This is a genomic window from Albimonas pacifica, assembly GCF_900113695.1.
GTDB lineage: Bacteria > Pseudomonadota > Alphaproteobacteria > Rhodobacterales > Rhodobacteraceae > Albimonas > Albimonas pacifica.
The window spans coordinates 93,150-119,098 of record NZ_FOQH01000007.1 but is presented as its reverse complement, the minus strand read 5'-3'; the positions used below and the strand labels follow the sequence as shown (position 1 = coordinate 119,098).

At 72.9% G+C, this 25,949-nt stretch carries 22 protein-coding genes; 13 read left to right on the top strand and 9 right to left on the bottom strand.

Annotated features, from left to right (window positions below; translation table 11 throughout):
* Positions 1-186 precede the first annotated feature (186 nt).
* Both BM064_RS15935 and BM064_RS15930 read left to right on the top strand, forming a co-directional pair.
* Positions 187-1,791 (top strand): hypothetical protein, encoded by a 1,605-nt coding sequence (locus tag BM064_RS15935; protein ID WP_092861065.1) that lies wholly within the window; start codon positions 187-189, stop codon positions 1,789-1,791.
* 78 nt (positions 1,792-1,869) lie between these two features.
* Positions 1,870-4,788 carry a hypothetical protein gene (locus BM064_RS15930; protein ID WP_092861063.1) on the top strand — a complete coding sequence of 973 codons (2,919 nt, stop codon included), beginning with the start codon at positions 1,870-1,872 and terminating at the stop codon, positions 4,786-4,788.
* Between the two features lie 16 nt (positions 4,789-4,804).
* On the opposite strand, the gene BM064_RS15925 is transcribed toward BM064_RS15930, so the two are convergent.
* On the bottom strand, positions 4,805-6,610 hold the full coding sequence (locus BM064_RS15925) for an ABC transporter ATP-binding protein (RefSeq protein ID WP_092861061.1): 1,806 nt from the start codon (positions 6,608-6,610) through the stop codon (positions 4,805-4,807).
* A gap of 352 nt (positions 6,611-6,962) precedes the next feature.
* On the opposite strand from BM064_RS15925, the gene BM064_RS15920 reads away from it, so the two are divergent.
* The gene (locus tag BM064_RS15920) at positions 6,963-7,535 is read left to right on the top strand and encodes a hypothetical protein (protein WP_092861059.1); all 573 of its coding nucleotides are present in this window, start codon (positions 6,963-6,965) and stop codon (positions 7,533-7,535) included.
* 30 nt (positions 7,536-7,565) lie between these two features.
* Here the strand turns inward: BM064_RS15920 and rimO are convergent, their stop codons facing one another.
* The gene (gene rimO, locus BM064_RS15915) at positions 7,566-8,930 is read right to left on the bottom strand and encodes a 30S ribosomal protein S12 methylthiotransferase RimO (RefSeq protein ID WP_092861057.1); all 1,365 of its coding nucleotides are present in this window, start codon (positions 8,928-8,930) and stop codon (positions 7,566-7,568) included.
* Between the two features lie 295 nt (positions 8,931-9,225).
* Here rimO and BM064_RS15910 point away from each other — a divergent pair, with 295 nt between their 5' ends.
* The 6 genes from BM064_RS15910 to BM064_RS15885 all read left to right on the top strand — a co-directional run bounded on the left by BM064_RS15910 (position 9,226) and on the right by BM064_RS15885 (position 15,148).
* The gene (locus tag BM064_RS15910; protein WP_143103349.1) at positions 9,226-10,041 is read left to right on the top strand and encodes a VPLPA-CTERM sorting domain-containing protein; all 816 of its coding nucleotides are present in this window, start codon (positions 9,226-9,228) and stop codon (positions 10,039-10,041) included.
* Positions 10,042-10,256: 215 nt separating this feature from the next.
* Positions 10,257-11,513: an MFS transporter gene (locus tag BM064_RS15905; protein WP_092861053.1), complete on the top strand. Its 1,257-nt coding sequence runs from the start codon at positions 10,257-10,259 to the stop codon at positions 11,511-11,513.
* An 81-nt stretch (positions 11,514-11,594) separates the two neighbouring features.
* Positions 11,595-13,025 (top strand): MATE family efflux transporter, encoded by a 1,431-nt coding sequence (locus BM064_RS15900; RefSeq protein ID WP_092861051.1) that lies wholly within the window; start codon positions 11,595-11,597, stop codon positions 13,023-13,025.
* A 124-nt stretch (positions 13,026-13,149) separates the two neighbouring features.
* Positions 13,150-13,470: a 2Fe-2S iron-sulfur cluster-binding protein gene (locus BM064_RS15895; protein WP_092861049.1), complete on the top strand. Its 321-nt coding sequence runs from the start codon at positions 13,150-13,152 to the stop codon at positions 13,468-13,470.
* A gap of 164 nt (positions 13,471-13,634) precedes the next feature.
* Entirely contained in the window at positions 13,635-13,940 is a 306-nt protein-coding gene (locus tag BM064_RS15890; RefSeq protein ID WP_092861047.1) for a hypothetical protein, read from the top strand.
* A 344-nt stretch (positions 13,941-14,284) separates the two neighbouring features.
* Complete coding sequence (locus tag BM064_RS15885; protein ID WP_092861045.1) at positions 14,285-15,148, top strand: urea carboxylase-associated family protein; 864 nt, start codon at positions 14,285-14,287, stop codon at positions 15,146-15,148.
* 76 nt (positions 15,149-15,224) lie between these two features.
* Here BM064_RS15885 and pip read toward each other — a convergent pair whose 3' ends face one another.
* On the bottom strand, positions 15,225-16,190 hold the full coding sequence (gene pip / locus BM064_RS15880; RefSeq protein ID WP_092861043.1) for a prolyl aminopeptidase: 966 nt from the start codon (positions 16,188-16,190) through the stop codon (positions 15,225-15,227).
* A 60-nt stretch (positions 16,191-16,250) separates the two neighbouring features.
* Between pip and ubiG the strand changes: the two genes are divergently transcribed.
* Both ubiG and BM064_RS15870 read left to right on the top strand, forming a co-directional pair.
* Positions 16,251-17,024, top strand: coding sequence for a bifunctional 2-polyprenyl-6-hydroxyphenol methylase/3-demethylubiquinol 3-O-methyltransferase UbiG (gene ubiG / locus BM064_RS15875; RefSeq protein WP_245779187.1), 774 nt, complete (start codon positions 16,251-16,253; stop codon positions 17,022-17,024).
* Positions 17,021-17,842 (top strand): MBL fold metallo-hydrolase, encoded by an 822-nt coding sequence (locus BM064_RS15870; protein WP_092861041.1) that lies wholly within the window; start codon positions 17,021-17,023, stop codon positions 17,840-17,842. The genes ubiG and BM064_RS15870 overlap by 4 nt, the downstream gene beginning before the upstream one ends.
* Before the next feature lie 296 nt (positions 17,843-18,138).
* Here the strand turns inward: BM064_RS15870 and BM064_RS15865 are convergent, their stop codons facing one another.
* From BM064_RS15865 to BM064_RS15840, 6 genes are all read right to left on the bottom strand, one after another.
* Entirely contained in the window at positions 18,139-18,951 is an 813-nt protein-coding gene (locus BM064_RS15865) for a hypothetical protein (protein WP_092861039.1), read from the bottom strand.
* A 1-nt stretch (position 18,952) separates the two neighbouring features.
* Complete coding sequence (locus tag BM064_RS15860) at positions 18,953-19,570, bottom strand: cysteine hydrolase family protein (protein ID WP_092861037.1); 618 nt, start codon at positions 19,568-19,570, stop codon at positions 18,953-18,955.
* A 13-nt stretch (positions 19,571-19,583) separates the two neighbouring features.
* On the bottom strand, positions 19,584-20,384 hold the full coding sequence (locus BM064_RS15855; protein WP_092861035.1) for an ABC transporter permease: 801 nt from the start codon (positions 20,382-20,384) through the stop codon (positions 19,584-19,586).
* Positions 20,381-21,340: an ABC transporter permease gene (locus tag BM064_RS15850; RefSeq protein ID WP_092861032.1), complete on the bottom strand. Its 960-nt coding sequence runs from the start codon at positions 21,338-21,340 to the stop codon at positions 20,381-20,383. The genes BM064_RS15855 and BM064_RS15850 overlap by 4 nt, the downstream gene beginning before the upstream one ends.
* Before the next feature lie 163 nt (positions 21,341-21,503).
* On the bottom strand, positions 21,504-22,616 hold the full coding sequence (locus BM064_RS15845; protein ID WP_092861030.1) for an ABC transporter ATP-binding protein: 1,113 nt from the start codon (positions 22,614-22,616) through the stop codon (positions 21,504-21,506).
* A gap of 11 nt (positions 22,617-22,627) precedes the next feature.
* Complete coding sequence (locus BM064_RS15840; RefSeq protein ID WP_143103348.1) at positions 22,628-23,740, bottom strand: ABC transporter substrate-binding protein; 1,113 nt, start codon at positions 23,738-23,740, stop codon at positions 22,628-22,630.
* 579 nt (positions 23,741-24,319) lie between these two features.
* Between BM064_RS15840 and BM064_RS15835 the strand changes: the two genes are divergently transcribed.
* Positions 24,320-25,441, top strand: a complete 1,122-nt coding sequence (locus BM064_RS15835; RefSeq protein ID WP_092861026.1) for an isopenicillin N synthase family dioxygenase — start codon at positions 24,320-24,322, stop codon at positions 25,439-25,441.
* 13 nt (positions 25,442-25,454) lie between these two features.
* Positions 25,455-25,922, top strand: coding sequence for a hypothetical protein (locus tag BM064_RS15830; protein ID WP_092861024.1), 468 nt, complete (start codon positions 25,455-25,457; stop codon positions 25,920-25,922).
* The last annotated feature ends 27 nt before the right edge of the window (positions 25,923-25,949 follow it).

Genomic DNA, 25,949 nt, shown 5'->3' with positions numbered 1-25,949 from the left:
GGAAGGCCCGGCGGGGGCTCCTGCGGCGAGGCGTCTTGCCGCCGGGGATGGACGCGGCGCGGAGCGTTCCGCATGCTCGCCGGCGGCGTCGCCGGCGGCGTCGCCGCCGTGCCCGCGGGGGCCGGGCCCTGGCCGGACGCGGCCGCGAGAAGACCGCCGCGCAGGCCGCGCGGGCCAGGAGACGACATGCCTAATCTGGTCGCACAAATCGTTCTGCTCGCCTGGCCGGCGCTGACCGTGCTCCTGTTCCTGCGCCTGCCGGCGTCGAAGGCGATCGTGGCGACGATCCTGCTGGGGCTGATGGTGCTGCCGACGCGCGGCGGCTTCGACCTGCCGCTGCTGCCGCCGCTGGACCGGTTTACGGCCCCGGTGCTCTCGGCGCTGCTGTGCTGCGTGCTGGCGGTGGGGATGGCGAAGACCTCGGGCCGGGGAGGCGCGGCGCCGGCGGCGCCGCTGCACCGGCCCGGCTGGCTGCCGGACTCGCCCCTCCAGCGGGTCCTGATCGCGGTGATGCTGCTCCAGCCCGTCGCCACCGCGGCGACCAACGGCGAGGCGGTGGTCTACGGCCAGAAGGTGTTGCCGGGGCTGAGCCTCTACGACGCGGCCGCGGTGACGCTCGAGACGGCCATCGCCCTCGTGCCGATGCTGCTGGGGCGGCGGTACCTGTCGCGTCCCGAGGATGTCGACATGCTGATGCGCTTCATGGTCGGGGCGCTGCTGATCTACACCATCCCGATCCTCTACGAGGTCCGGATGAGCCCGCAGATCCACTTCATGGTCTACGGCTTCAGACCCTCGGACTTCATCCAGGCGCTGCGGGGCGGAGGCTATCGCCCGCTGGTGCTGATGAACCACGGGCTGGCGCTGGCGACCCTGATGGCGCTGGCGATCGTGGCGGCCGCGTCGCTGGCGAGCGTCGCCGCGCCGCTCAAGAAGGGGCTGGCCTGGGCGAAGGCGGTCTGGCTGACGCTGGTGCTGCTGCTGATGAACTCGCTGGGCGCGGTGTTCCTCGCGGCGGCGGCGGCGCCCTTCGCCGGCTTCGCCAGGCGCCCGTTGCAGGCGACGGTGGCGGCGGCGCTGGCGGCGATGGTGCTGCTCTATCCCCTGTCGCGCGCCTACGACCTGTTTCCGACCCAGCAGATCGTCTCGGCCATCGGCGGGCAGCGGGCGGCCTCGCTCGACTACCGCTTCCGGAACGAGGACATCCTGCTCGACAAGGCGATCGAGAAGCCGATCTTCGGCTGGGGCGGCTGGGCGCGGAACCGGGTGTTCCACCCCGAGACCGGGCGGGACATGAGCGTCACCGACGGGACCTGGATCATCAGCCTGGGCGTCGGCGGCATCGTGGGCTTCATCTCGCGCTTCGGGCTGCTGGTGGCGCCGCTGTTCATGCTCTGGCGGCTGCGCAATCGCCCGGACCTGGGGGCGCAGACCACGGGGCTGGCGCTGGTGCTGGCGATCAACCTGGTCGACCTGCTGCCGAACTCGAGCCAGTGGCCCCTGACCTGGCTGATCGTGGGCGTGCTGACCGGCCAGGCCGAGACCCTGCGCGCCGCCGCGCCGGCTGCGGCCGCGGCCGCGCGGCGGATGACGCCGCGCCGACGGGGCCAGCCGCCGCCTCGCCCCGACCCCGACGCGCCGGCGCCGGCGCCGGCGGGGCCCGCGCCGCTCCGGCGGCGTGGACCGCCGGCCGAGGCCGAGCCCGAGGCCGCCGTCCGCCGCGGCGCCGTGCGCCCGGGCCTGGGCGGCATGGCCGGACGCCGGGGGGCGACGCCCCCGCGGCGGGGGTGAACCGTCCGGGCGCGGACCGGGCGCGCGGGGGCCGCCCCCGTCGCCCCCTGCGCCCCGGGCGACGGCCGGACCCGCGCGATGAGCGCCCGCCGCCGCGGGACGGCCCGCCTGCGGCTGCGCCGGAGGGGCGCGGCGGCCGCGCTCGCGCTCCTCGCGGCCGCCGCCGCGGCGAGCCTGGGCCTGGGCGGCGGCGCGGCGCCGGGCGCGCGCTTCACGGTCTCCGGGCGGGTCATCAACCCCGACCTCCCCGCGGTCTCGGTCACGCTCGAGCCGTCGGGCAATGGCCTCCGGCTCGGCGGCGACGGGTTCGAGCCGCTGGTCTACCGCACCATGTTCACGGCCGGCGCGGCCGCGCCGGACCGGATCCTGGCCGACCCGGCCGAGCTCTCGGCCGGCGGCCTGCGCAGCGGCGCGCTGGACGGGGCGGAGGCGCGGATCTACCGCATCCGCGGCGGCGCGCTGGAGCTGGTGCGCCGGGACCGCGTGCCCCCCGGCGGCCATGTGCTGGAGAGCTGGCGGCGCCTGACCGGCGACGACGCGGCCCTGCCGGCCGCGACCCTGGGCCTGCCGCTCGCCTGGGAGCCCGAGCACCGCCCCGGCGCGCCGACCTGGTTCCGGGTCCGGGCCGTGGCCGGGGACGGAACCCTCTCCGCGCCCTCGGCGGAGGTCATGGCGCCGGCTCCCGAGGGGCCGGCGCGCGAGGCCGCGGCGAAGCGCGGCGCTTTCAAGGCCCTCGTCGCCCTCGCCCTGCCGGTGGAGCGCGGCCTGCGCGAGGGGCCGCAGCCCGGCCCCGCCGCCCTGCGCCTCGAGCCCGGCGAGCCCGGCGCCCCGCGGCTCGCCTGGGACCCGGTCCCCGGCGCGCGGGGCTACGTGATCGAGCGCACCGACGCGCCCCCCGGCTCGCGGCGCGGCAGCTACCTCGCGCTGGAGGGCGGGGCGGGGGCCCCGGGCGTCGAGGCGGGCGACCTGGTGATCCTGAGCCGCAGCTTCCCCGACCCCTCGCGCGAGGCGCTGATCGCCGACCGCGCCTGGGACGGCCGGGCCGCCCGCCGCCTGCGCCCGGGGCCGCTCTCGCGCTGGGCCGAGGAGCCCGGCGGCGCCCCCTGGCGCCTGCGCCCGCACGCGCCGGACGCCCCGGTGGAGGAGGCCGGGCGCAGCTACCTGGAGCTGGAGCTGCAGGCGGGTCGGCCCGTGCAGCTCTCCGGCGCGCGCTTCGCCGACGACGCCCAGCACTGGTACGAGGTGCTGCGCCCCGAGCCCTACCGGGTCGAGGCCTGGGTGCGCAGCGACGCCCCCGGCCGCGCCCGGCTGGAGGTGCTGGGCGGCGGCGCCTGGGGCGCCCGCCAGCCCGCCGCGAGCTTCGAGACCGGGCCCGAGTGGCGGCGGATCGCGGCCGAGTTCGTCGGCGACGAGGCGGCCCGCCGCGCCCGGGGCCGCTTCGCCCTGACGCTGGAGGGGGCGGGGCGCTTCGGCGTCGACAACTTCCGCATCCGCCGCGCCGGCACGCCCTGGCTGGACCTCGACGCGCGGGACTACGCGCGGCTGCGGGCGGCGCAGGTCTCGCTCCTGCGCACGCATCCGCTGATCAAGACCGGGCGCTGGACCTACGACCTCGCCCAGCTCACCGACCCGCCGGGGCTGGCGAGCGGCACGGCCGGCGGCTCGAGCCTGCCGCAGATGCTGCGCATGGCGCAGGGGGCCGGCGCCGACCCCTGGCTGCAGATCGAGCCGCATCTGGCGCCGGAGGAATGGGACGGGCTGCTGGAATATCTCGCCGCCCCCGCCGGCTCCGGCCCCTGGGCCGACAAGCGCGCGGCGCAGGGGCGCGCGGCCCCCTGGACCGAGGCCTTCGGCCGGATCTGGTTCGAGATCGGCAACGAGACCTGGAACCGCCTGTTCCGTCCCTGGACCTTCCCGGCGATGGTCGACGCGCAGACCGGCCGGCGCTACGCCCCTGGCGAGGTCTACGGCCTGTTCCAGCAGCAGACCATCGACCGCCTGCGCGCCAGCCCCAGGTGGCGGGCCGCGGATCTCGACCGGCGGGCGGTCTTCGCGCTGGGGGGCTTCAACGTGCTCGACTACGGCGAGCAGGCGGCGAGGACCTCGCCGGGCTCGGGCTTCGTGGGCCTGGGCCCCTACCTCGGCGGCTGGGACGCGGACCAGCCGGCCCCGACGGGCACGCCGGAGAATTTCGCGACCCTGCTGAACTGGACCGCGCAGAACACCGAGCCGCTGGGCCGGATGCACATCGCCCGCGCCGCGCAGGCCGCGCGCGCCCGCGGCGTGCCGCTGGAGGTGGGGACCTACGAGGCGGGCCCGGGCTATGTCATGGAGGGCCTGGGACGCGAGGACGTCGAGGTCCAGGAGCGGGTGATGAAGAGCCAGGCGGCCGGGGTCGCCACGCTCGACGGCTTCCTCGCGCTGTCGGCGCTGGGCTACCGGATGCAGAGCTTCTTCGCCTACGGCGAGGGCCGCTGGTGGCGCAGCCATGCGCGCTGGGACCGGGGCGGACACGCCTATCCGGCCTGGGAGCTGCTCGAACTTCTGAACCGCGAGGCGCTGGGCGACATGCTGGCGGTGGAGACGCGGGCGGTCCCGACCCTGGACCTCGCCGCCGCGAAGCGCCGCGAGGCGGTCCCCGACGCGCCCCAGGTCGCCGCCTACGCCACGCGCCGCGGCGACCGGCTGGCGCTGGTCCTGATCTCGCGCCGCCTGCCCGACCTTCCCGCCCCGGCGCCGGGGGAGGCCGCGCCCGGCTGCACGCCGGTGGAGGTCGCGCTGCCCTTCGCCTCGGCCGCGTCGCTCGTCGTGCACCGGATGGACGGGCCCTACGACGCCCACGACGTCGACGCCGACCGGGTGCGGATCGCGCGCGAGGCGCTGGCCCCGCCGGCCGATCCCACGCGCTTCCGGCTCGGGCCCGCGACCGGGGCGCCCGCCTGCGGGCTGCCCCCGGCCTCGGCCTATCTCTACGTCTTCGAGGGGATCGTGGACTGAGCGGCGGGGCCGCCGCTCACTCGGCCGCCTGGACCATGGCGCGGAAGGCGTCGGAGGTCTCGAACAGCTGGTCGTAGGGGCCCGAGGCCTCGACCACGCCGTTGCGGAACAGGAAGATCCGGTCGCAGTTGCGCACCGTCGACAGGCGGTGGGCGACCATGATCACGGTCTTGGCGCCGCCGATGCGGTCGAGCGCGTCCATCACCGCCCGCTCGGTGACGTTGTCCAGCGCCGAGGTCGCCTCGTCGAGGATCAGCACGTCGGGGTCGTGGTAGAGGGCGCGGGCGATGCCCACGCGCTGGCGCTGCCCGCCCGAGAGCCGGGCGCCGCGGTCGCCGACCAGGGTCTGGTAGCCGTCGGGGAGCTGCTCGGTCACGAAGTCGTGCAGCTCGGCCATGCGGGCGGCGCGCTCGACCGCCTCCATGTCGATCTTCTCCGGCGGCAGGCCGAAGGCGATGTTGGCCGCCACCGTGTCGTCGGCGAGGAAGATGTGCTGGGGCACGTAGCCGATCGAGCGCCGCCAGGCGCGGCGGTCGGCGCGGCTCTCGATGGGCTTGTCGTCGACCAGCATTTGGCCGCCCTCCGGCTCGAGCAGGCCAAGCAGGATGTCCATGGCGGTGGACTTGCCCGCCCCGGTGCCGCCGACGATGCCCACGGTGGTGCGCGCCTCGACCTCGAGCGAGACGCCGCGCAGCGCGGGCCGGTCGGCGGAGGGATAGGCGTAGACGAGGTCGCGCAGCTCCAGCCGCCGCTGGAGGCGCAGCGGCTCGCCGTCGGCTTCGGGCAGCCGGTCGCCCACGGCCGCGGCGTCGCGCAGCTCGGCATGCAGGTTCTCGAGCGTCGGCGCCTGGTAGCGGATCGAGGAGAGGCCGCCGTAGACCCCCTGCAGCGCCGGCATCAGCCGCGCGCCGGCCAGCGCGTAGACGCCGGCGATGGGCAGCGCCCGGGCCATGTCGCCGTCGTTCACCCGCAGGATCACCAGCAGGACCACGATCATCCCGCCGAAGGCCGCGCCCTCGAGGAAATGGCGGGGCACCTGCGAGAGCACGCGGAAGGTCGCCTCGGCGCGGGCCTTGGCCAGCGCGGGATGGCGGAAGCGGGCGAGCATCTGCTGCTCGAGCCCCAGCACCTTGATCTCCTTCGCGCCGATCATCGCCTCCTGCACGATGCGGTAGCACTCGGCGGTCGCCTTGAAGCGGATGCGGCCGGCGGCGACCTGCTTCGCGCGGACCCAGGTGTAGAGCAGTCCGTAGGAGCCGCCCATGATCGCAGCCATGATCAGCGCCGACAGCGGGTCGGCGAGGACCAGCAGCACGATCATCGCCAGCGCCACCGCGCCGTTGGAGATCACGTCGAGCATCGGCCGCACGGTCCCCTGCACGAGCATGATCGTCTCGTTCATCACCGTCTTGACCAGGTCGGAGCTGTGGCGGCCCAGGAACCACACGTATGGCTGGCCCAGGTAGCCCCGCAGGATCCGGTGCGAGATCGAGAACACCCGCATCGAGGTGAAGCGGCTGAGGCTCCAGGCGGTCAGGGCGCGCACGCTGACCGAGCCCAGGTAGACGATCAGCGCCACGGCCCCCAGCGCCATCTGGAAGCCGATCACCGTCTCGAACCCGCCGAAGCGGTAGATCCGGCCGATGATCCCGTCGCCGCTGGTCGCCTCGGTGTCGGCGAGCACGTGCAGGAACGGGATGATCATCGCGATCCCGACCATGTTCGCGAAGCTCATCGCGACGACCTGCGCGATCAGCCGCCAGAAGTTCCGACGCTCCTGCGCGTCGAACATGTCCATGGTCTTGCGCCAGGCCTTGAGCATGAGCGTCCAATCGAGGCGTTGGGCGGGCGGCGCAGGACCGTCGGAGCCGACGGCGGAGGCCTCCCGCAAGGAGCGGCTGTGAAACGGCGGATCGACTCGGAACGTCCGAATGCGCGCGGCATAGTGGAGAGGGGCCGACTCTCCGTTCAACGCGACACATTCGACGAACGCGGCCCGCGACACCGTATTTTCAGTTGGTTAACAGAATATTGGCGGCCCGTGTCGGTGTAAATGGCGGGTCAAGGACCCCGGTTCGCCTTGCGGTGGTCGTCGGATCTTGCGCGGACGCCCCGCGGGCGACGCCTGCGCCCGTGGCCTTGACCCAACGGCATGTCTGCGCGAGCCTCGCATCATGGCGGAGGCGGACGGGTTCCAGCCCCAAGAGGGCGAAGAGGTGTTGTGGCGGGGGCGGCCGCGGACGGGGTTCCGCTGGGGCCTGCCGCAGATCGCCAGCCTGATCGTCGGGGCGCCGTCGCTGCTGGGGGGCCTGTGGATGCTGGCCGGGGCGCTCCAGGCCGGCCCCGACCTGTTCCTGACGCTGCCGGCGCTGGTCGCCTCGGGCTTCGGGGGCGCGGCGCTGCTGGCGGGGTTCTGGTACGAGCCCCGGCGCCGGGCGGGCACGCGCTATGTGCTGACCGACCGGCGGGGCGTGGTGATCCGCGACGGACCGCTGGGCCGCCGCCAGGTGATCGCGCGCGAGATCCGGGCGGACTCGCCCCTCGACCTCGTCGAACTTGGCGAGGGTCTGGGCGCCGTATGGTTCCACAAGGACCGGGTGCGCCGGGCCGGAGAACCCGGCTGGCGCACCGTCTTCATCGGCTTCGAGCAGATCGAGGACGCCGGCCGGGTCTACATGATCCTGCAGGGCCTGCGCGACGCGCAGGCCGGCGGCGATGGGCCCTCCGCCGCGGGCCCGGGGGCCTGACCGACCCGGCCCCTCCGCCCGTCCGGCGCCTCAGACGCGCCGGGCGAAGAGGTCGTATTCGGAGGCGTCGGTGATTTCGACCCGGATCATCTCGCCGACCTCGAAGTCCCGGTCCTCGCCGTCGACGAAGACGTTGCCGTCGATTTCCGGCGCGTCGGAGGCGGTGCGGGCGACGGCGTCGCCGTCCTCGTCGATCTCGTCGACCACCGCCCAGGCGCGGGTTCCCACCTTCGCCGCCAGCTTGGCGGCCGAGATCCGCTGCGCGGCCTCCATGAAGCGGGCGTGACGCGCTTCCTTCACCTCTTCGGGGACATGGTCGGGCAGGTCGCGGGACGGGGCCCCGACCACGTTCTCGTACTTGAAGCAGCCGACGCGATCGAGCTGGGCGGCCTCCATCCAGTCGAGCAGGTGCTGGAACTCCGCCTCCGTCTCGCCGGGGAAGCCGACGATGAAGGTGGAGCGGACCACGAGGTCGGGGTTGATCGCCCGCCAGGCCGCCAGCCGTTCCAGCGTGTCCTCCGAGGCCGCGGGCCGGCGCATCCGGCGCAGGACCTCGGGGTGGGAGTGCTGGAAGGGGATGTCGAGATAGGGCAGCAGGCCGGCGGGCGCGTCCTCGCCCGAGGTCCGGCACATCAGCGGGATCAGCGCGTCGACGTGCTTGTAGGGGTATATGTAGTGCAGCCGCGTCCACAGGCCGAGCGAGGCGAGCCCCTCGGCCAGGTCCTGGACGTGGGTGCGCCGCTCGCGCCCCCGCCAGGGATGCGACGGGTGGCGCAGGTCGCGGCCGTAGGCGGAGGTGTCCTGGGAGATCACCAGCAGCTCGCGCACCCCCGCCTCGGCCAGCTTCTCGGCTTCGCGCAGCACGGCGTGGACGGGGCGGGAGGCGAGCGGCCCGCGCAGCTGCGGGATGATGCAGAAGGCGCACTTGTGGTTGCAGCCTTCCGAGATCTTCAGCCACGCATAGTGCCGCGGCGTCAGCTTAAGCCCTTGCGGCGGCACCAGATCGACCAGCGGATTCGGCGCGACGGGGGCCGCGGCGCGCACCGCCTCCATGACCTGTTCATATTGCTGCGGCCCGGTGACGGCGAGCACCCTGGGGTGCTGGCCGGTGATGAACGCGGGATCGGCGCCGAGGCAGCCGGTGACGATCACCTTGCCGTTCTCGGCCAGGGCCTCGCCGATGGCGTCCAGCGACTCGGCCCGGGCCGAATCGAGAAAGCCGCAGGTGTTCACGATGACGGCGTCGGCCCCTGCGTAATCGGGGGCGAAGTCGTAGCCCTCGGCCCGCAGGCGGGTGAGGATTCGTTCGGAGTCGACCAGCGCCTTGGGGCAGCCGAGCGAGACCATACCCACTTTTCGAGTGGAAAACGGCGAGTCCTGGGAACGGTCGGGCATGTCCGGCAGCTTTGTCTCTCTCGTGGGGGCGGTGTGAACCGGCGGCCGGGCGTTCAGATAGCCGTCGGTTTCGGGCTTCTCAGTTCCTGAATTGTCTGTTAAAACGGCTGAGATCGAGGGGCAACGGTTCATGCGTTCGCGCCTCGCTGATATCTTATGCGGATCGGGGAAAATCCGCCAAGCGATGGAGTTGGGAATGCGCAGCCAGAATGTGGGGATCGTCGGCCTGGCGCTTGTGGGGGTGGCTGCTTTCGCGCCGCATCAGGCTTCGGCCAATGCCTTCTATGCCGTCGACGTGGACACCTCCACGAGCGCTTACCTGTACCACAGCAACGAGGCGCCGGTTACGAGCGGCTCGATCACGGTTCAGAACTTCGCTCCGGGCGTGCCGCAGGGCGGCTTCTACACGGACTCCGGCGGCGGCGTGAGCACGTTCTCCGAGAACGCCGACTCGGTCAGCAGCCCGGGCACCTCGGTCACCGCCGAGCATGACGTCCTGCTGCAGGGCGTGGCCACCGGCGCCGGCGCCAACGCCCGCGCCTGGTACGCCTACAACACCCGCACCACGCTGCAGACGATCAGCGACGCGACGACGCTCGGCACCCTGGTGACCATCACCGGCCTGACCGAGGCGACCGACCTGTCGCTGCTGATGACGCTCGATTACCTGCTCGCCACCGCCGACAGCGGCGGCAGCACGACCTGGGCGGACATGTACTGGACGGTCACCTACTCGACCAAGCCGTCCGGCAACGTGAACTGGGGCGCGTGGCAGCCGAGCTGCTCCGGCGGCAGCAGTTACTTCTGCGGCCAGACCCCCTTCGGCGACGAGAACTACGCCGCCCACCAGGGCCCGTATGTCGTCGGCGGCGCCTTCGGCTCGACCGTCGTCAGCGGCACGGACGAGTACGACATCACCACCACCCTGGCGGCCGGCACCGACTACCGCTTCCGCCTGGCCCTCTCGGTCCGCGGCATCGCCGACTCGGTGAACTCGGGCATCGCGCCGGATCCGTTCGCCTCGGCCGTCCCGCTGCCCGCGGCCCTGCCGATGCTGGGCGCCGCGATGGCCGGCCTGGGCCTCTTCGCCGCCCGTCGCCGCAAGAGCTGACCGGGCGGGGCTCCGGCCCCGGACCAGACCTGATCGGAAAGCCGCCTTCGGGCGGCTTTCTTCGTTTCCGGCCCCCGCCCGGACCACGGCCCGGAGCCCCGCAGACGTCGCGTCGGGGGGCGGTCCGCGGGCGGCGCGGGGCCTCGACCGACGCTCCGACCGACGGCAGGTGGATTTCGCTCGCCAAGGTCGCGCGGACCGGATAAGGCCGCCTTATGAGCCGCACGCCCGTTCCCATCGCAGACGCCCCCAACTATCCGGCCTGGCGCCGCCCGATCGCCCTGCTGATCCTGCTGTCGGCGGGGATGCCGCTCAGCTTCGCGACCTGGAACGCCCTGCTGAACAACTTCGTCATAGAGGCGGCGAGCTTCGACGGCTCCGACATCGGCTGGCTGCAGACGGTGCGCGAGATCCCGGGCTTCGCGGCCATCGGCGTGATCGCGGTGATCATCTTCGTGCGCGAGCAGACGCTGGCCCTGATCTCGCTGCTGGCGCTGGGCGCCGCGGTGGCGGTGACGGCCTGGTTCCCGACCTTCGGCGGGCTGCTGATCACCACCTTCATCGGCTCCCTCGGCTTCCACTACTACGAGACGGTCAACCAGTCCCTGCAGCTCCAGTGGCTGACCAAGGAGCAGGCCCCCAAGGTGCTGGGCTGGATCCTGGCGGCGACCTCGGCGGCCTCGCTGGTGGCCTATGCGCTGATCGTGGGGGCCTGGAAGGCCTACGACCTGAGCTACGAGACGGTCTACCTCGTCGGCGGCGCGGCCACGGTGGCGGTGGCGCTGTTCGCCTGGATCGCCTTCCCCAAGTGGGAGGCGCCGAATCCCCAGATCAAGAAGATGGTGCTGCGCCGGCGCTACTGGCTCTACTACCTGATGCAGTTCTTCTCGGGCGCGCGGCGGCAGATCTTCGTGGTCTTCGCGGCCTTCATGATGGTCGAGAAGTTCGGCTTCGAGGTGCACGAGGTCACCGCGCTGTTCCTGATCAACTACCTCGCCAACATGCTCTTCGCGCCGCTGGTCGGCCGGATGATCGCGCGCTTCGGCGAGCGGCTGGCGCTGACGCTGGAATATTCGGGCCTGGTGCTGGTCTTCACGCTCTACGCCGGGATCTACGTCTTCGACTGGCCGGCCTGGGCGGCGGCGGCGCTCTACGTCATCGACCACCTGCTGTTCGCCATGGCCTTCGCCCTGAAGACCTACTTCCAGAAGATCGCGGCGCCGGGCGACATCGCCCCCACCGCCGCCGTGGCCTTCACCATCAACCACATCGCCGCCGTGTTCCTGCCGGCCGCGCTGGGCTACCTGTGGCTGGTCAGCCCGGAGGCGGTGTTCGTGCTGGCCGTGGGCCTCGCCGGCTGTTCGCTGGGCCTGGCGCGGCTGATACCCCGCCATCCGGACGAGGGGCGGGAGACGACGCTGACCGCCCGCGTGCGGCCGACGCCCCCGCCGCCCGCCGCCCCGGCGGAGTGACCGGGGCGCGCGCGATGCAGGCCGGGCTCCTCCTCCCGCCCTCGGGGGCGCCGGGACGCGGCCGGATCGGCGAGGCCGCCCATGGCTGACGCAGGCCTGCCCGAGACGCCCCCGCCCGGCCCCCCGCCGCAGGGCGAGGCGGGGCGGTTCACCACCGGCACGATCATGCGCCATGTCTCGGTGATGACGCTGACGGGCTCGCTGGGCCTGACCTTCATGTTCCTCGTGGACTTCGTGACGCTGCTCTACGTCTCGATGCTGGGGGACGCGGGGCTGACGGCGGCGGTGGGCTACGCCTGGACGCTGCAGTTCTTCACCGTGGCGATGGGCATGGGCTTCTCGATCGCCGCGGGCGCGCTGGTCAGCCGGGCGCTGGGGGCGCGCGACCGCAAGGCGGCGCGGCGGCTGGCGGGGTCGACGATGACGCTGGCCTGCGGGTTCCTGGTGCTGGGGGCGCTGGTGTTGATCGCGCTGCGCCGGCCGATCGTGCGGCTGCTGGGCGCGGACGACGCGGTGCTGGAGGAATCGGTCGATTTCCTGGCCATCACGCTCGCCACCATGCCGTTCATGACCTTCGGGATGCTGGGCTCCTCGGTGCTGCGGGCGGCGGGGGATGCGCGGCGGGCGATGATGGTGACGCTCTCGGCGGGGATCGTGGTGGCGCTGGCGGCGCCGTTCCTGATCTTCGACGCGGTGCTGGGCCTGCCGGGGCTGGACCTGGGGATCACCGGCGCCGCGCTGGCGCTGGCGCTGACGCGGTTCACCACCGCGGCGATGGGCTATCGCTTCTGCGTGGGCGTGCACGACCTGGTGGCGCGCCCGACCTGGCGCACGGTTCGCGCCGACGCCGGCCGCGTGCTCAGGATCGCGGCGCCGAGCGGGCTGGCGCAGATGTCCACGCCGGTGGCCAACGCGATCCTGACGGCGGCGATCTCCCACTACGGGCCCAGCGCGGTGGCGGGCTGGGCGGTGGTCAGCCGGATGACCGTTCTGGCCTTCGCGGGGGTGCTGTCGCTCGCCGGCGCCATCGGCGGCATCTTCGGCCAGAACTACGGCGCCGGCCTGATGCACCGGGTGGTGCGCACCTATCGCGACGCGGTGGTGTTCTGCGTGGTCTACGTGGGCGCGATCTGGGCGATCCTCTACGCCGCCTCGGGGGCGATCTCGGCGGGCTTCAGCCTGGCGGACGAGGGGGCCGAGGTGGTCCATGCCTTCGCCACCCTGGGCGCCGCGGGCTTCCTCTTCGCCGGCTGCGCCTTCGTCGCCACCGCCGCCTTCAACACGCTGGGCCGCCCGCTGGGGGCCACGCTGGTCAACTGGGGCCGCGACGGGCTGGCGGTGCCGGCGATGCTGTGGCTGATCGCGGGCGCCTACGAGGGGCCCGAGGGCGTGGTCTACGCCCAGGCCGCGGGCATGGCCGCCGCCGGGCTGGTCGCCGGCTGGATGGGCTGGCGCTTCGTCAACCGGCTGGCCGAGCGGGTCGAGGCCTCGCGCGCCGCCATGGCGGGCTGATCGGTCGGCGCGCGCCTCGCGGGGCGTTGACGCGCGGGTGCGGTTTGGCTCTGGCCTCGGCGCGCGCGTCGGGCTACCACGACCGACAAGCAATCGAGCGCACCGGAGGCGGGAGAGGCCGGAAATGGTCAAGATCACCTACATCGAATTCGGCGGAACCGAGCACGTCGTGGACGTGGAGGAGGGCCTGACGGTGATGGAGGGCGCGCGCGACAACGGCATTCCGGGCATCGAGGCCGACTGCGGCGGCGCCTGCGCCTGCTCGACCTGCCATGTCTACGTGGACCCCTCCTGGGTGGAGAAGCTGCCCGAGCGGGAGGCGATGGAGGAGGACATGCTCGACTTCGCCTTCGAGCCGAAGGAGAACTCGCGCCTGACCTGCCAGCTGAAGGTGACGCCGGAGCTCGAGGGCCTGGTGGTGCGGATGCCGGAGAAGCAGATCTGAGACCGCGCCGCGCCTCCGCATCGCCGGAGGGGCGCGGGACGCGCCGCCGGGGCCTCGGGCTCGCGGCGGCGTTTGCGATTCTGGCGGGCGGAGCGGCGGGGCAGGAGCGCCCGCCCCTGCTGGACGGGCCGCCGCGGCTGGACGGGCCGGGCTTCGCGGAGGCGGTGGAGGGCTGGACCCTGCACTACGGCCTCGGCGGGGCCCTGTTCGGCTCGGAGCAGTATTTCCCCGGCGGCTCGGTGCAGTGGCGCGACGCCTCGGGCCTGTGCCTGCATGGGCGATGGGAGGCCGACGACGGCCTGATCTGCTTCATCTACGAGGACGACCCCGACGACCGCCGCTGCTGGGCGGTGGCGCTGCAGGAAGGCCGGGTGACCGCCTGGCTCCCCGGCGTCGGCGGCCGCGCGCTGGTCGAGGCGTTCCGCGAGAAAGCCCCCCTGGACTGTCCCGCCCCCGGCCTGGGCGCCTGAGGCGCCGCGGCCGGCGTCGCGCCTGTGGTGGGCGTCCGGCGCGCGGCGCGTTGCGGGGGGTGCGCCTATGGGCGCCGTTTCCTTTGGCGAGGGTCGGCAGGGAAGGCGAAGGCATCGCCGGGGTCGGGATTTCCGCCCTCTGCTGAGACGGCCGGCAGGGCCGGCCTCTGGCGAGCGTGCGACGAGTCGGCCCGCGCCTCAAGGCCGAGCCCGGCTTCGCCGGGTCGCTTCGCGAGCCTTGACCCGCGGCCCGACTCGCCTCTCCGCGACGTTGCGCTTCGGCGCGGGTTGGCTTGGGGGCGCCTCGCGGGGCAGGGTGGCTGCGTCCCCTGTAGGAGATATCCATGCCGCGTCCGCCCTCCGCCGTGCCCGAGCCCGAAGACGCCGACCAGCGCCGCGCGGCGCGGCCGGTGGTGGCCTATCCCGACGATGCGCTGGCGGGCCCCGATCTGGCGCTCTACGGCGCCGCTCTGGCCTCGGCGGAGACGGTGGAGGTCGTGACGGTCCCCCCGCGCGAGGCGCGCTGCGTGCGGGTCCCGGCGGGGAGCTTCCTGCGCATGGTCTCGGTCGAGGGCCCGCAGGTGGGCGACCTGAACCTGTGGAACGCGGGCCGGCTGGAGGAGCGGTTCTTCTCCGGCAAGACCCGCGCCCTGCACGGGACCCATGTCACCCGCGGCCATCGCCTCTGGAGCGTGCTGCCCTGGCTGCGCCCGATGGCGACGATCGTGGCCGACGACCTGGAGTGGTACGGGTTCGACGCCGACGGGGCTGGGGTGCATGACGTGATCGGCACCCGCTGCGATCCCTATACGAACCGGCTGCTGGCGGGGTCGGACTACCACCACTGCTGCCATTCCAACCTGGTGCGGGCGCTGGCCGAGGCGACGGGCCTCGCGCCCGAGGCCGCCGAGCCGCTGGTCCATGACGTGCTCAACGTCTTCATGTGCACCGGCTTCACCCGCGACACGCACCAGTATTTCATGAAGGCGAGCCCAGTGCGCCCCGGCGATGCGCTGACCCTCTTCGCCGAGATCGACCTGCTGGCGGGGTTGTCGGCCTGCCCGGGGGGCGATTGCTCGGCCTCGCATTCCTCCGACGCCGCCGCCTGCTTTCCGCTGCGCATGGAGGTGCTGCGGCCCGATCCCGCGACGCTGGAGGGGTGGGAAAGCCCCGCGCCCTCGGCCTACGACCGCAGCCACGGGCTCTGACGTCGGGAGGGGGGAGCGCCCGGAACGGGCGGCGGCCGAGGGGGCTCGACGCCCCCGAGGACGCCCACCTGGCCGCTCAGCCGCGCATCCCGTTCATGATCTCCACCAGCTTCGCCGCGATCCCGGGCTCGGAGAGCGCGTGCCCCCCCTGCTGGATCATGTGCAGCTGCGAGCCGGGCCAGGCCTCGTGCAGCAGTTGCGCCGAGAGGGGCGGGCAGATCAGGTCGTAGCGCCCCTGCACGATATGGCCGGGGATGCCGGCGAGGCGCGAGGCGTCGCCCAGCAGCTGGTCGTCGCGCGTGAGCCAGCCCTGGTGGACGAAGTAGTGGCACTCGATCCGGCTGAAGGCCCGCGCATAGGCCCCGTCCGGCCCGTGGCCGCCGCCGCCCTGAAGCGTCGCGCAGGCGGCCTCCCACCCGGCCCAGAGGCGGGCGTGGCGGGTCTGCTCCATCAGGTCGTCGGAGGTCAGGCGCTTGTGGTAGGCGGCGATCAGATCGGCGCGCTCGGCGGCGGGGATCGCCTCGGCGAAGCGCTTCCACTCGACGGGGCGGAACTGGCCGGCGCCGCCGCCGTAGAACCAGGCGAGCTCGCGCTGCATCATCAGGAAGATGCCGCGCAGCGCCATCGCCTCGACCCGCTCGGGGTGGGCTTCGGCGTAGAGCAGCGACAAGGTCGCCCCCCAGGAGCCGCCGAACAGGATCCACTTGTCGATGCCCAGCTTCTCGCGGATCCGCTCGATGTCGGCGACGAGATCCCAGGCGGTGTTGTTCTCGAGGCTGGAATGCGGGCGCGAGCGGCCGCAGCCCCGCTGGTCGAACAGGATGACGCGGAAGACCTCGGGGTCGAAGAACCGGCGCATCCCCGGAGAGCAGCCGCCGCCCGGTCCGCCGTGCAGCACCACCACGGGCTTGCCCTTGGGGTTGCCGCATTGCTCTACGTAAAGGTCGTGACCGCCCGGCACCTCGAGCCGCAGCCGTGAGAAGGGCTCGATGGCGGGATAAAGGGCCTGGCGGGCCGAGATGTCGGCTTCGCTTTCGCGCATGTCCGATCTATGTCACATCGGGCGCGGATCACAAGCGCCGGCAGCGGAGCGGATCGCCACATGACCTCCATGCAACAGTCCCCGACCGCGGGAACCAACATCGACCCGGGCGAGATCGCCAAGTTCGAGGCGATGGCCTCGGAATGGTGGGACCTGAACGGCAAGTTCAAGCCCCTGCACATGATGAACCCGTGCCGGCTGGGCTATATCGTCGACCAGGTCGCCGCCGAGTTCGGGCGCGATCCCTCCCAGCCGGAGGCGTTCAAGGGCCTGCGCATCCTCGACATCGGCTGCGGCGGCGGGCTGCTGTGCGAGCCGATGGCGCGGCTGGGCGCGACGGTCGTGGGCGTCGACCCGGCCGAGCGCAACATCCCCGTCGCCCGCATCCACGCCGAGCGCATGGGGCTCGAGATCGACTACCGCGCCGCCTCGGCCGAGGCGCTGGCCGAGGCGGGCGAGACCTTCGACGCGGTGCTGAACATGGAGGTGGTCGAGCACGTCCCCGACCCCGCCGCCTATCTGGGCGCCTGCGCGCGGCTGGTGCAACCCGGCGGGCTGATGGTCTGCTCGACGATCAACCGCAATCCCAAGAGCTTCATGATGGCGATCGTGGGGGCCGAGCACGTGATGCGCTGGCTGCCCAAGGGCACGCACGAGTGGTCGAAATTCATCACGCCGGACGAGCTGACCACGATGATCGCCGCCGCCGGGCTGGAGGTGGTCGACCGCAAGGGTTTCGTGTTCAACCCGGTGACCTGGTCGTGGTCGATCTCGGCCCGCGACCTGTCGGTGAACTACGTCACCTGCTCGGTGAAGCGGGAGGTGCGGGGATGAGCGATCCGGCCCTCGATCCCGTGGGCGCCGAGGTCCGCGCGCGCGCCCGCGCGCTGCCCGTGGCGGACTGGTGGACGGCCGAGCGCGTGGCGCCGGGCGTGACCAAGATCGTCGAGCCGCATCTCGACCCGCTGCTGCAGGCGAACCTGTGGCTGGTCGAGGGCTCCGAGCGCGACATGCTGATCGACAGCGGCATGGGGGTGGGGCTGCTCGCGCCCTTCGTGGACGGGCTGCGCGACGCCTCGAAACCGCTGGTCCATGTCCTGAGCCATGCGCATATCGACCACATGGGCGGCTCGTGGGAATTCGACAGCCGCCTGATCCACCCGGCCGAGGCGGCGGACCTGCAGCGCACGGACGTGGGTCTCGCCACCCTGTTCCGCGACAAGATCCCCCGGGCGCTGCGCGACGGGTTCGAGGCGGAGGGGTATCGCCCGCTGCCCGACGTGCTGGTCACGGCCCGGCCCTCGGCGGACTACGACCCCTCGGGCTACCGGCTGAAGGCGGCGCCGGCGACGGGGCTGCTGGAGGAAGGCGACCGGGTGGAGCTCGGCTCGCGCGGGTTCACGGTGGTGCATCTGCCGGGCCATTCCGCCGGCGGGATCGGGCTGCTGGACGAGGCGGACGGGACGCTGTTCTCGGGCGACGCGATCTACGACGGGCCGCTGCTGCCGATCGGGGTGATGGCGGACTACCTGCGCACGCTGGAGCGGCTGGCGGGCATGGAGGTCTCCATCGTCCACGGCGGGCATGACCTGAGCTTCGGGCAGCAGCGGATGCGCGAGATCTGCGCGCAATACCTGGCGAAGTGGAGCTAGGCGCCCTGCGGGCGGGCCTGGCTTGCGCGCGGTCCGCGCGCGCGGGCGGGCGCCCGCGAAGGGGCGCTTCCGGAGCTCACCAGAGAACAGGCCCGCGCCTGTCCTCCGGACCCGTCCATCGCTGAAGATGCCTGAGCGACTCGCCGGAGGCGGTCAAGGACGAGCCGCGCAGGCGCGGTCGCTTCGCGATCCTTGACCGCCCCCGACGAGTCGCTCTGATCGGCATCAGCGATGGACGGCTCCGGAGAACAGGCGCTCCCGGGAGGGCTGGGGGCGGGCCTGCGGGGGGCGGGCGTCTAGACCGGGATCCAGGGGGAGGTCTCGGTGGCGCCGTCGAAATCCTGGGCGGTGAGGGAGACGGTCTCGGCCTCGAACGCGTCCGCGGGGAAGGCGAGGGCGCCTTCGCGCAGCGGGTTGGTCGAGCGCTCGATGATCCCGCCCTCGGGGGTCAGGCGGCCGCGGCAGAACTCCTGGTCGAAGAGCCGGCGCAGCGCGCCGCGGTGGCGGTGGGCCAGCGCCCGCTCCAGCCGCTCGGGCAGGGGGGCGGGGGCGGCCAGCGCCTCGGGCGCGCCGCGGCCCAGCAGGAAGCGGTCGCCGGCGCGGGCCAGCACCGCGGCCTGGCCGTCGGCGCGGCGGAGCTGGCGGGCGGCGAGCGGCGCCTCGGTCGGCTCGCGCCGCCACAGCTCGGCGTAGTCGGCGAAGACGCCGCGCTCGATCAGCGCGCCGTTCTCGAAGAACAGGGCGCCGACGTCGGGCCCGTCGAGCGGGCCGCGCCAGTTCACGCGGCGGGTCCAGGTGCACACGCCCCGCTCCACCGCCGTGGCGCCGGCGAAGCCCTCGGCGCGGGCGAGCGCGCGCAGGACGCGGGGGGGCAGGTCGGCCAGCGCCTTCGCGCCGCGCACGTCGGGCAGGCCCTCGGGCAGGCGCAGGTCGACGTGGAGGCGGCCGGCCTGGATCCAGTGGACCTCGGTCGTGGCGTCCTCGTGCCCGGGCGCGCGCAGCCAGGCGCGCCGCCACAGGCCCTGCACCGCCTCCAGCGTGGGTTCCAGCGCCAGCGCCGCGACGAGACGCGGGTCCGGAGGCTCGGCGGCCGAGGGGGCGGCGGTCATCTCAGGCGGCCGCCTTCAGGGCGGCGAGACCGGCCGCGATGTCGGCGGCGGAGCGGACGGCGCCCTCCTGCAGGTATTCCATCGCCCGCAGCGAGGCGGCGTGGGCCTCGTCCGAGCTGCCGCCCACCGCGTCGCCCACGATGCGGCAGTGGTAGTCGTGCTGGTGGCCGTCGGCGAAGGTGTAGTGGCAGCACACGTCCGTCAGGCCGCCGATCAGGATCAGGGTCTGGGCCTTCAGCCCTTTGAGCAGGATCTCGAGCTCGGTGCCGAAGAAGCAGGAGTAGCGGCGCTTGCGGATGAAATAGTCCTCGCCCGGGCGGTAGCCGGTTTCCTCGACGGCGATCTCGGTGCCCTCGCGGCCCTCGACGCAGTGCACGCCCTCGGCGCCGTCGAGCTCGCGGCCGAAGTCGATGAGGTCGGGGCGGTGGGCCTCCTGGAAGAAGATCAGGGGGACGCCGGTGTCGCGGGCCGCGTCGATCACCTGGCGGGCGCGGGCCATGTTGGCGCGCCAGCCGGCCATCTTGGGGATGCCGACGTCGTAGCCGTCGAGAAAGCCGCCCTTCTGGATGTCGATGACGAGCACCACGGGGTTGCCGACGATCATGGGCTGGCGGGGCATGGCGGGGACCTTTCTAGCGGCGGGAGGGGTCGGCCCCCATCAGCCGCGGCAGGTCGCCGAAGCGGGCGACGAGGCTGAAGACGGCGACGGAGGTCAGGATGAAGACGATGGCGCCGACCGCCATGGTGGGCGTGAAGCCGTTGCGCAGGGAGTTGAAGATCTGCAGCGTCACCGTGGCGTAGGCCGAGGCGGAGACGAAGAACATCACGATGAACTCGTTGAAGCTGAGCACCAGCGCGAAGAAGAAGCCCGACAGCGTGTAGGGGATCGTCTGGGGCAGGACGATGGTGCGGAAGGCCGTGCGCTCGGTCGCGCCCATGGTGGCGGCGGCGTCGAGATGGGCGCGGTCGATCGATTGCAGGCCGATGGAGATGGTGGCGAGCGGCAGGGCGCCATGCAGCGCGGCGTGGGAGAGGATCCCGGCCGGGATCGTGCCGATCAGGCCGGAGAAGGCCCACAGGAACCCCAGGCCGACGCCGAAGACGATGGGCGGCAGGGCGAAGGGCATCGCCATCGAAGCCGCCAGCAGCTTCGAGAGCTTCGTGTCGCGCCGCCACAGCCCGTAGGCGGTGGGCCAGGCGATCAGCGTGGCGATGGCGGCGGAGGCGACCGCGATCAGGATCGAGCGCTGCAGGGCCCGGGTCCAGACGGGATCGGAGACGAAGAACTCGACGAAGCGCTCGAGGGTCGGGTCCTCGGGCGGGAACAACATGGTGCGCCCGCCGTTCAGCGCCGCCGCGCAGACCACCACGATGGGGGCCAGCACGAAGAGCGCGCACCAGGCGAGGTATAGGCGACCCGCGAGGCGGCTCATGCCTTCGCCTCCGCCAGGCGCGAGAGGCGGAGCGAGGCGAGCAGGAAGCCGCCCGCGGTCAGCAGCAGGATCACCGCCTGCGCCGCGCCGAAGGGCGCGTTGAGCGTGGCGCCGCGCACGGATTCGTAGATGGTGATGGTCAGCGTCTGCCGCGCCGGGTCCGCGAAGACCGAGACCACCACGTAGGCCCCCAGCAGATAGACGAAAAGCAGCAGCGCCGCCCCCGTCAGCGGCAGCCGCGCGGCCGGCAGCACCACCGTGCGGATCACCGTGAACGGGCGCGCGCCCATGGTGCGCGCGGCCTCCAGCATCGCGGGGTCGAGCCGGCTGAGCGCGGGGTAGAGCAGGATCACCGCGTAGGGGAAGACCAGGTAGCTCATGGTCAGCACGGTGGCGAAGACGGAGGTCTTGAAGCGCACGTTGCGGGGCGTCGCCATGCCCCAGTCGCGCAGCGTGTCGAACCAGCCGACCGACTGGAGCCAGTCGGTCAGCCCGGTCTCGCGGAACACCATCGGAAGGCCCGAGCGGTTCGACAGCAGCACGTCCCAGCCCATCACCACGAAGACTTCCGACAGCGACAGCGACGACAGCAGGAACACCAGCCACACGGTCTGGATCCGGCGGGACTGGCGGGTCGTCAGCCAGGTGAAGGGGAAGGCGAAGGCCACCGCGATCACCGCGGCGAGGCCGGCGTAGACCAGCGTCCACCACAGCTTTTGCAGATAGAGGAAGGAGGTGGAGGCCGGCCACTCGAGCCCCACGAAGAAGCGCAGGTAGTTCTCGAGGCTCAGCGCCCACCGCCAGGAGGCGCCCTCGACCACCTGCCCGAAGGAGACCACGAGGACGATCGCGAAGGGCGCGACGCAGAGCGCCGCGAGGACGAGGCCGAGCAGGGCCTGGACGGCGCCGAAGCCGGGGCGGCGGCCGCCGGAGGCCTGCGGGCGCGCGGCGGTCATCGGGCGCGCTCCGGGCGACGGGAGGGGGCGCCGCGTCGGGCCTCGCGCCCGGGGCGGGCGGCGGGCGCGCGGCGCGGGGCGGACGGGGCGCGCGGGGCGGGCCTCGCGAGGCGGGGCCCGCTCGGCTGGCGCGCTGCGCGCGGGGGCGGGCGGCGGGCGGGGATCATGCGGCCTCGGCCCGGTCCTGGGCGGGAAAGACGCGGATCAGCTCGGGGGGGAGGAACAGGTGCACCGCGTCGCCGAGCCTGGGGCGCGCGGGGCTGGAGAAGGGGAGCTCGCAGACCTGGGGGCCGGCCGGGGTCTCGACGTGGATCTCGCGGACCTGGCCGATGTCGCGCACGAAGGCGACGCGGCCGGCGAGGGTGTTGGCGCCCGGCTCGGAGGCGAGGAACGTCCATTCCGGGCGGCAGGCGACCTGCACCGGCGCGCCGTCGCGGAAGTTCGCGGCGGGGGCGACGGAGAGACGCGCGCCGGTGGCGAGCAGCACCTCGCCCCGGTCGGCCGTGCCCGAGAGGAAGTTGGCCTTGCCGATGAAGCCCGCCACGAAGCGGTTGGCGGGGCGCTGGTAGACCTCCTGCGGGGGGCCCACCTGCTCGGCCCGCCCGTTCGACATCACCACGATGCGGTCGGCCATGGTCATCGCCTCGCGCTGGTCGTGGGTGACCACGACGGTGGTGATGCCCAGCCGCTGCTGGAGGAGGCGCAGCTCGACCTGCATCTCCTCGCGCAGCTTGGCGTCGAGGGCGGACATCGGCTCGTCGAGGAGGAAGACCGAGGGCTCCTGCGCGAGCGCGCGGGCGATGGCGACGCGCTGGCGCTGGCCGCCGGAGAGCTCTCCGATCCGGCGGGCGCCGTAGCCGGGGAGCTGGACGAGATCGAGGAGCTCCTCGGCGCGGGCCCGGCGTTTCGGCTTCGCCACGCCCTCGATGGCGAGCGAGTAGGCGACGTTTTCGGCGACCGTCAGATGCGGGAACAGCGCGAAGTTCTGGAACACCATGCCGAAGCGGCGCTTGTGGGCGGGGAGGTCGGTGATGTCCTCCCCGCCCAGCTCGATGCGGCCGAAGGAGGGGCTCTCGAGCCCCGCGATCATCCGCAGCAGCGTGGTCTTTCCGCAGCCGGAGGGGCCGAGCAGGGCGGTGAGCTCCCCGGCGGGGAAGCGGAGGTCGACGCTCTCGACCGCCACCGCCCCGCCGGGGAACGTCTTGCGCACATCCCACAGGCGCAGGTCCGCCGGGTCCCCCTGGGGGGCGCCGGGTCCGGGCTCTCCGGAGCTCATCGCGGGGGCTCTCAGGCGGCCGCCAGCATCTTCTCCCACGTCTCCTTGATGAATTCGCCCATGTCGAGATAGGCCTCGTAGGCCGGCGTGATCGCGGGGGTTCCGGAGACGGCGGCGAACTCCTCGTCGGTCAGGTCGGTGGCGGACTGGGGCAGCAGCGGCGCGGTGCCGATCATGCGGCTCATCAGGGCCTGGGTGGCCGGGTCGGAGGAGAAGTCGATGAAGGCGGCGGCCTCCTCGGCCTTTTCCGACCCTTCCGCGAGGCACCACGAGCCGTAGTCCTGGGGGTTGCCCTCCTTGGGGAAGATCGAGGCGATGGGGAAGCCTTCGGCGGCCATGATGCCGGCGACGTCGTGGTAGTAGATGCCGCCGATCACGTCCTCGTTCTTCATCGCCTGCTCCATCTGGCTCTCGGCCGACCACCAGAGGCCGACGTTGCCCTTCAGCTCGGCGACCTTCTCGACCACGGCGACGATGCCGTCCCTGGACATCATCGTCGCCTCGCCGTCGAAGAAGGTGGCCGCGGCGATGTCGAGGAAATGGGAGTTGTAGAGCTTGGAGATGCCGAGCGACGCCTCGTAGGTCGAGGGATCCCAGAACTCGGCCCAGGAGGCCGGCGCCTCGACCACGTTGGGGTTCACCACCATCGAGGTGAACCACGACATCGCGCCGACCCCCACCAGGCCGCTGTCGGCGGTGTAGAGGAACTTGGGGTCGAGCCCCTCGGCCTTGGGCATCGCCGCGGGCTGCAGCGGGGCCAGCAGGCCGCCGATGCGCGAGGCGCGGATCATCGTGTCGCGCGCATAGAGCGACAGATCCGCAGGGACCGTGCCCGACTGCGCCGCGTTCTGCATGGTCACCAGCCAGTCCGAGGAGTTGGGCTGGGTGACGGATTCGACCGCGATGCCGGTGGCCTCGGTGAACTTCGGGTAGACGTGCTCCTTGAACGAGTTCTCGAAGTAGCCGCCGTAGGAGCCGATCTTCAGGCTGCGGCTCTGGGCCAGCGCCGGGGCGCCGAGCGCCGAGACGGCGGCGAGGCCGGCCGCGCCCTTGAGGATCGAGCGGCGGGAGACGCGCAGGGCGCCGGAACGGGCGAGGGACGGGGTCGCGAGGCGCGAGGTCATGGGCGCTCTCCTGTCGGGCGAGGGGCGCGGAGCCCTGTTGGGGGGTCCCGGACTGGCGCCGGGTTGTGCGCAGAGGCCATGCAGGGGGCGTGCCAGCGGGCGCCGAGGGCCGCGGGGGACCGGGGACGCGGGCGCCCTGCGGGCGGGCCTGGCGGGGAGGCGCGTCCGGAAGGCTTGCGAGGGATTGGGAAGGGGGGAGCCTCCGGCGGGCTCCGGACTCACCCAAGAACAAGGCGCCCGCGCCTGTCCTCCGGATCCGTCCATCGCGTCGAATGCCTGAGCGACTCGGGGGGAGCGGTCAAGGACGAGCCGCGCAAGCGCGGTCGCTTCGCGATCCTTGACCGCTCCCCCCGAGTCGCTCCGATCGGCATCCGCGATGGACGGCTCCGGAGAACAGGCGCTCCCGGCGGCGCCTGGGGCAGGCGCGCCCGGGGCGAGCGGCGGCGTGTTTGCCCGCAAAGGGTGCAGGATGGGCGCGGTCGATGGCGCTGAAATGGGCGTTGGAGTTTGCGTGGTCAAACGATTTGCAGGGTGGCAGGATGCGAGAGGAATCGCCCGACGCTATCCTGGAGCCCGGCCATGCATGACGGTCCCGCCGACGCCCTGCCCGCAGACCACCGCGCGCTGACGCTGGAGGATGCGCAGCTTCCCGTGGTCGACCTCGGGCCGCTGGCCGACGGCTCGGCCGAGGGGATCGTGACGGTGGCCGCGAGCCTGGGCGCGGCGGCGCGGACCTCGGGGTTCTTCTACATCGTCAACCACGGCGTGCCGCAGGAGCTGGTCGACGGGGTGATGGCGGCCTCGAAGGACTTCCACGGCCGCTCGCGCCGCTTCAAGATGCGCAACTGGTGCGGGTTCTCGACCCATCATCGCGGCTACGTGCCCTTCGAGGAGAACGGCTCGAAGTTTCCCAAGCGCATCAACTTCAACGAGGCCTGGGACATGGGCTTCGAGGCGCCGGCGGACCATCCCGACTTCCTCGCCGGCTGGCGGATGACCGGGCCGAACGTGTGGCCGGAGATTCCCGGGTGGAAGGAGACGGTCTCGGCCTACTACGAGGCGGTCTTCGCGCTGGGGCTCAGGATGCTCGACTGCCTCGCCTTCGAGCTGGGCGTCGACAGGGACGAGCTGCGCGCGCAGTGCACCTGTCCGACCTCGCAGCTTCGCCTGCTGCGCTACGTGCCCAACGACATGCCGAAGTCCACGGACTACGTGGGCATCGACAGCCACTCGGACTTCGAGTGCTTCACCATCCTGCACACCGGCGGGCCCGGTCTGCAGGTGATGAATGCGGACGACCAGTGGGTCGAGGCGCCGCCGATCCCGGGCGCCTTCGTGGTCAACATCGGCGACATCTTCGAGGCCTGGTCGGGCGGGCGCTACAAGTCCACCCAGCACCGGGTGCTGAACCAGGGGACGGAGCGCTTCTCCTGCCCGCTGTTCTTCGGCCTGAACTATCACGCGGTGGTGCAGCCGCTGGAGACGTTCCGCACCGCCGAGGCGCTGGAAAGGTATCCGCCCTTCAAGGCCGGCGACCACCTGATGCGGATGACCATCGGCGGCTTCCGCTACATGTCCGACGCCCATGCCAAGGGCGAGCTGGTCCCGGACTTCGAGGTGCCCGAGGCCAACCCCTTCAAGCGCGAGGCGAAGCCCATCGGGGGCGAGGCCGCCCCCGAAGCCGCCCCCGCGCGCGGCTGAGGCGGCGGGCGGGGTGGAGCCGCATCCCGCCTTCGCCGGCCGCGCCATCCCCGCGCGGCTGCGGCTCGGGCCCTTCCACCTGCGCGGGCTGGGGCCGGAGGATCTGGACGCGGACCTCGCCGCCCTGCGCGAGAGCGAGGCGGCCCTGATCGGGCTGTTCGGCGACGGTTCCGGCTGGCCCGAGGGGATCGGGCGGGAGGAGAACCTCGTCGATCTCTGCTGGCATCGGCGGGAGTTCCAGGCCGAGCGCTCCTTCGCCTGGGTGATCGCGGACGCGCGCGACGACGCCTACCTCGGCTGCGCCTACGTCTATCCGGCGTTCGCGGCCGAGGCGCAGGTCAAGGTCGTGTGGTGGTTCCGCACCGCCGCCGAGGAGGCGCTGGCCGAGCGCTTCCCGCGCCTGTTCCTCGACTGGCTGGCGGAGGCGCCCTGGCCGCCGATGCGGATCGCCTCGGTTCACGGTCTTCCGCCTCCCGCCTGACGCCGCGCCCGACGCGGGCCCGGAGGC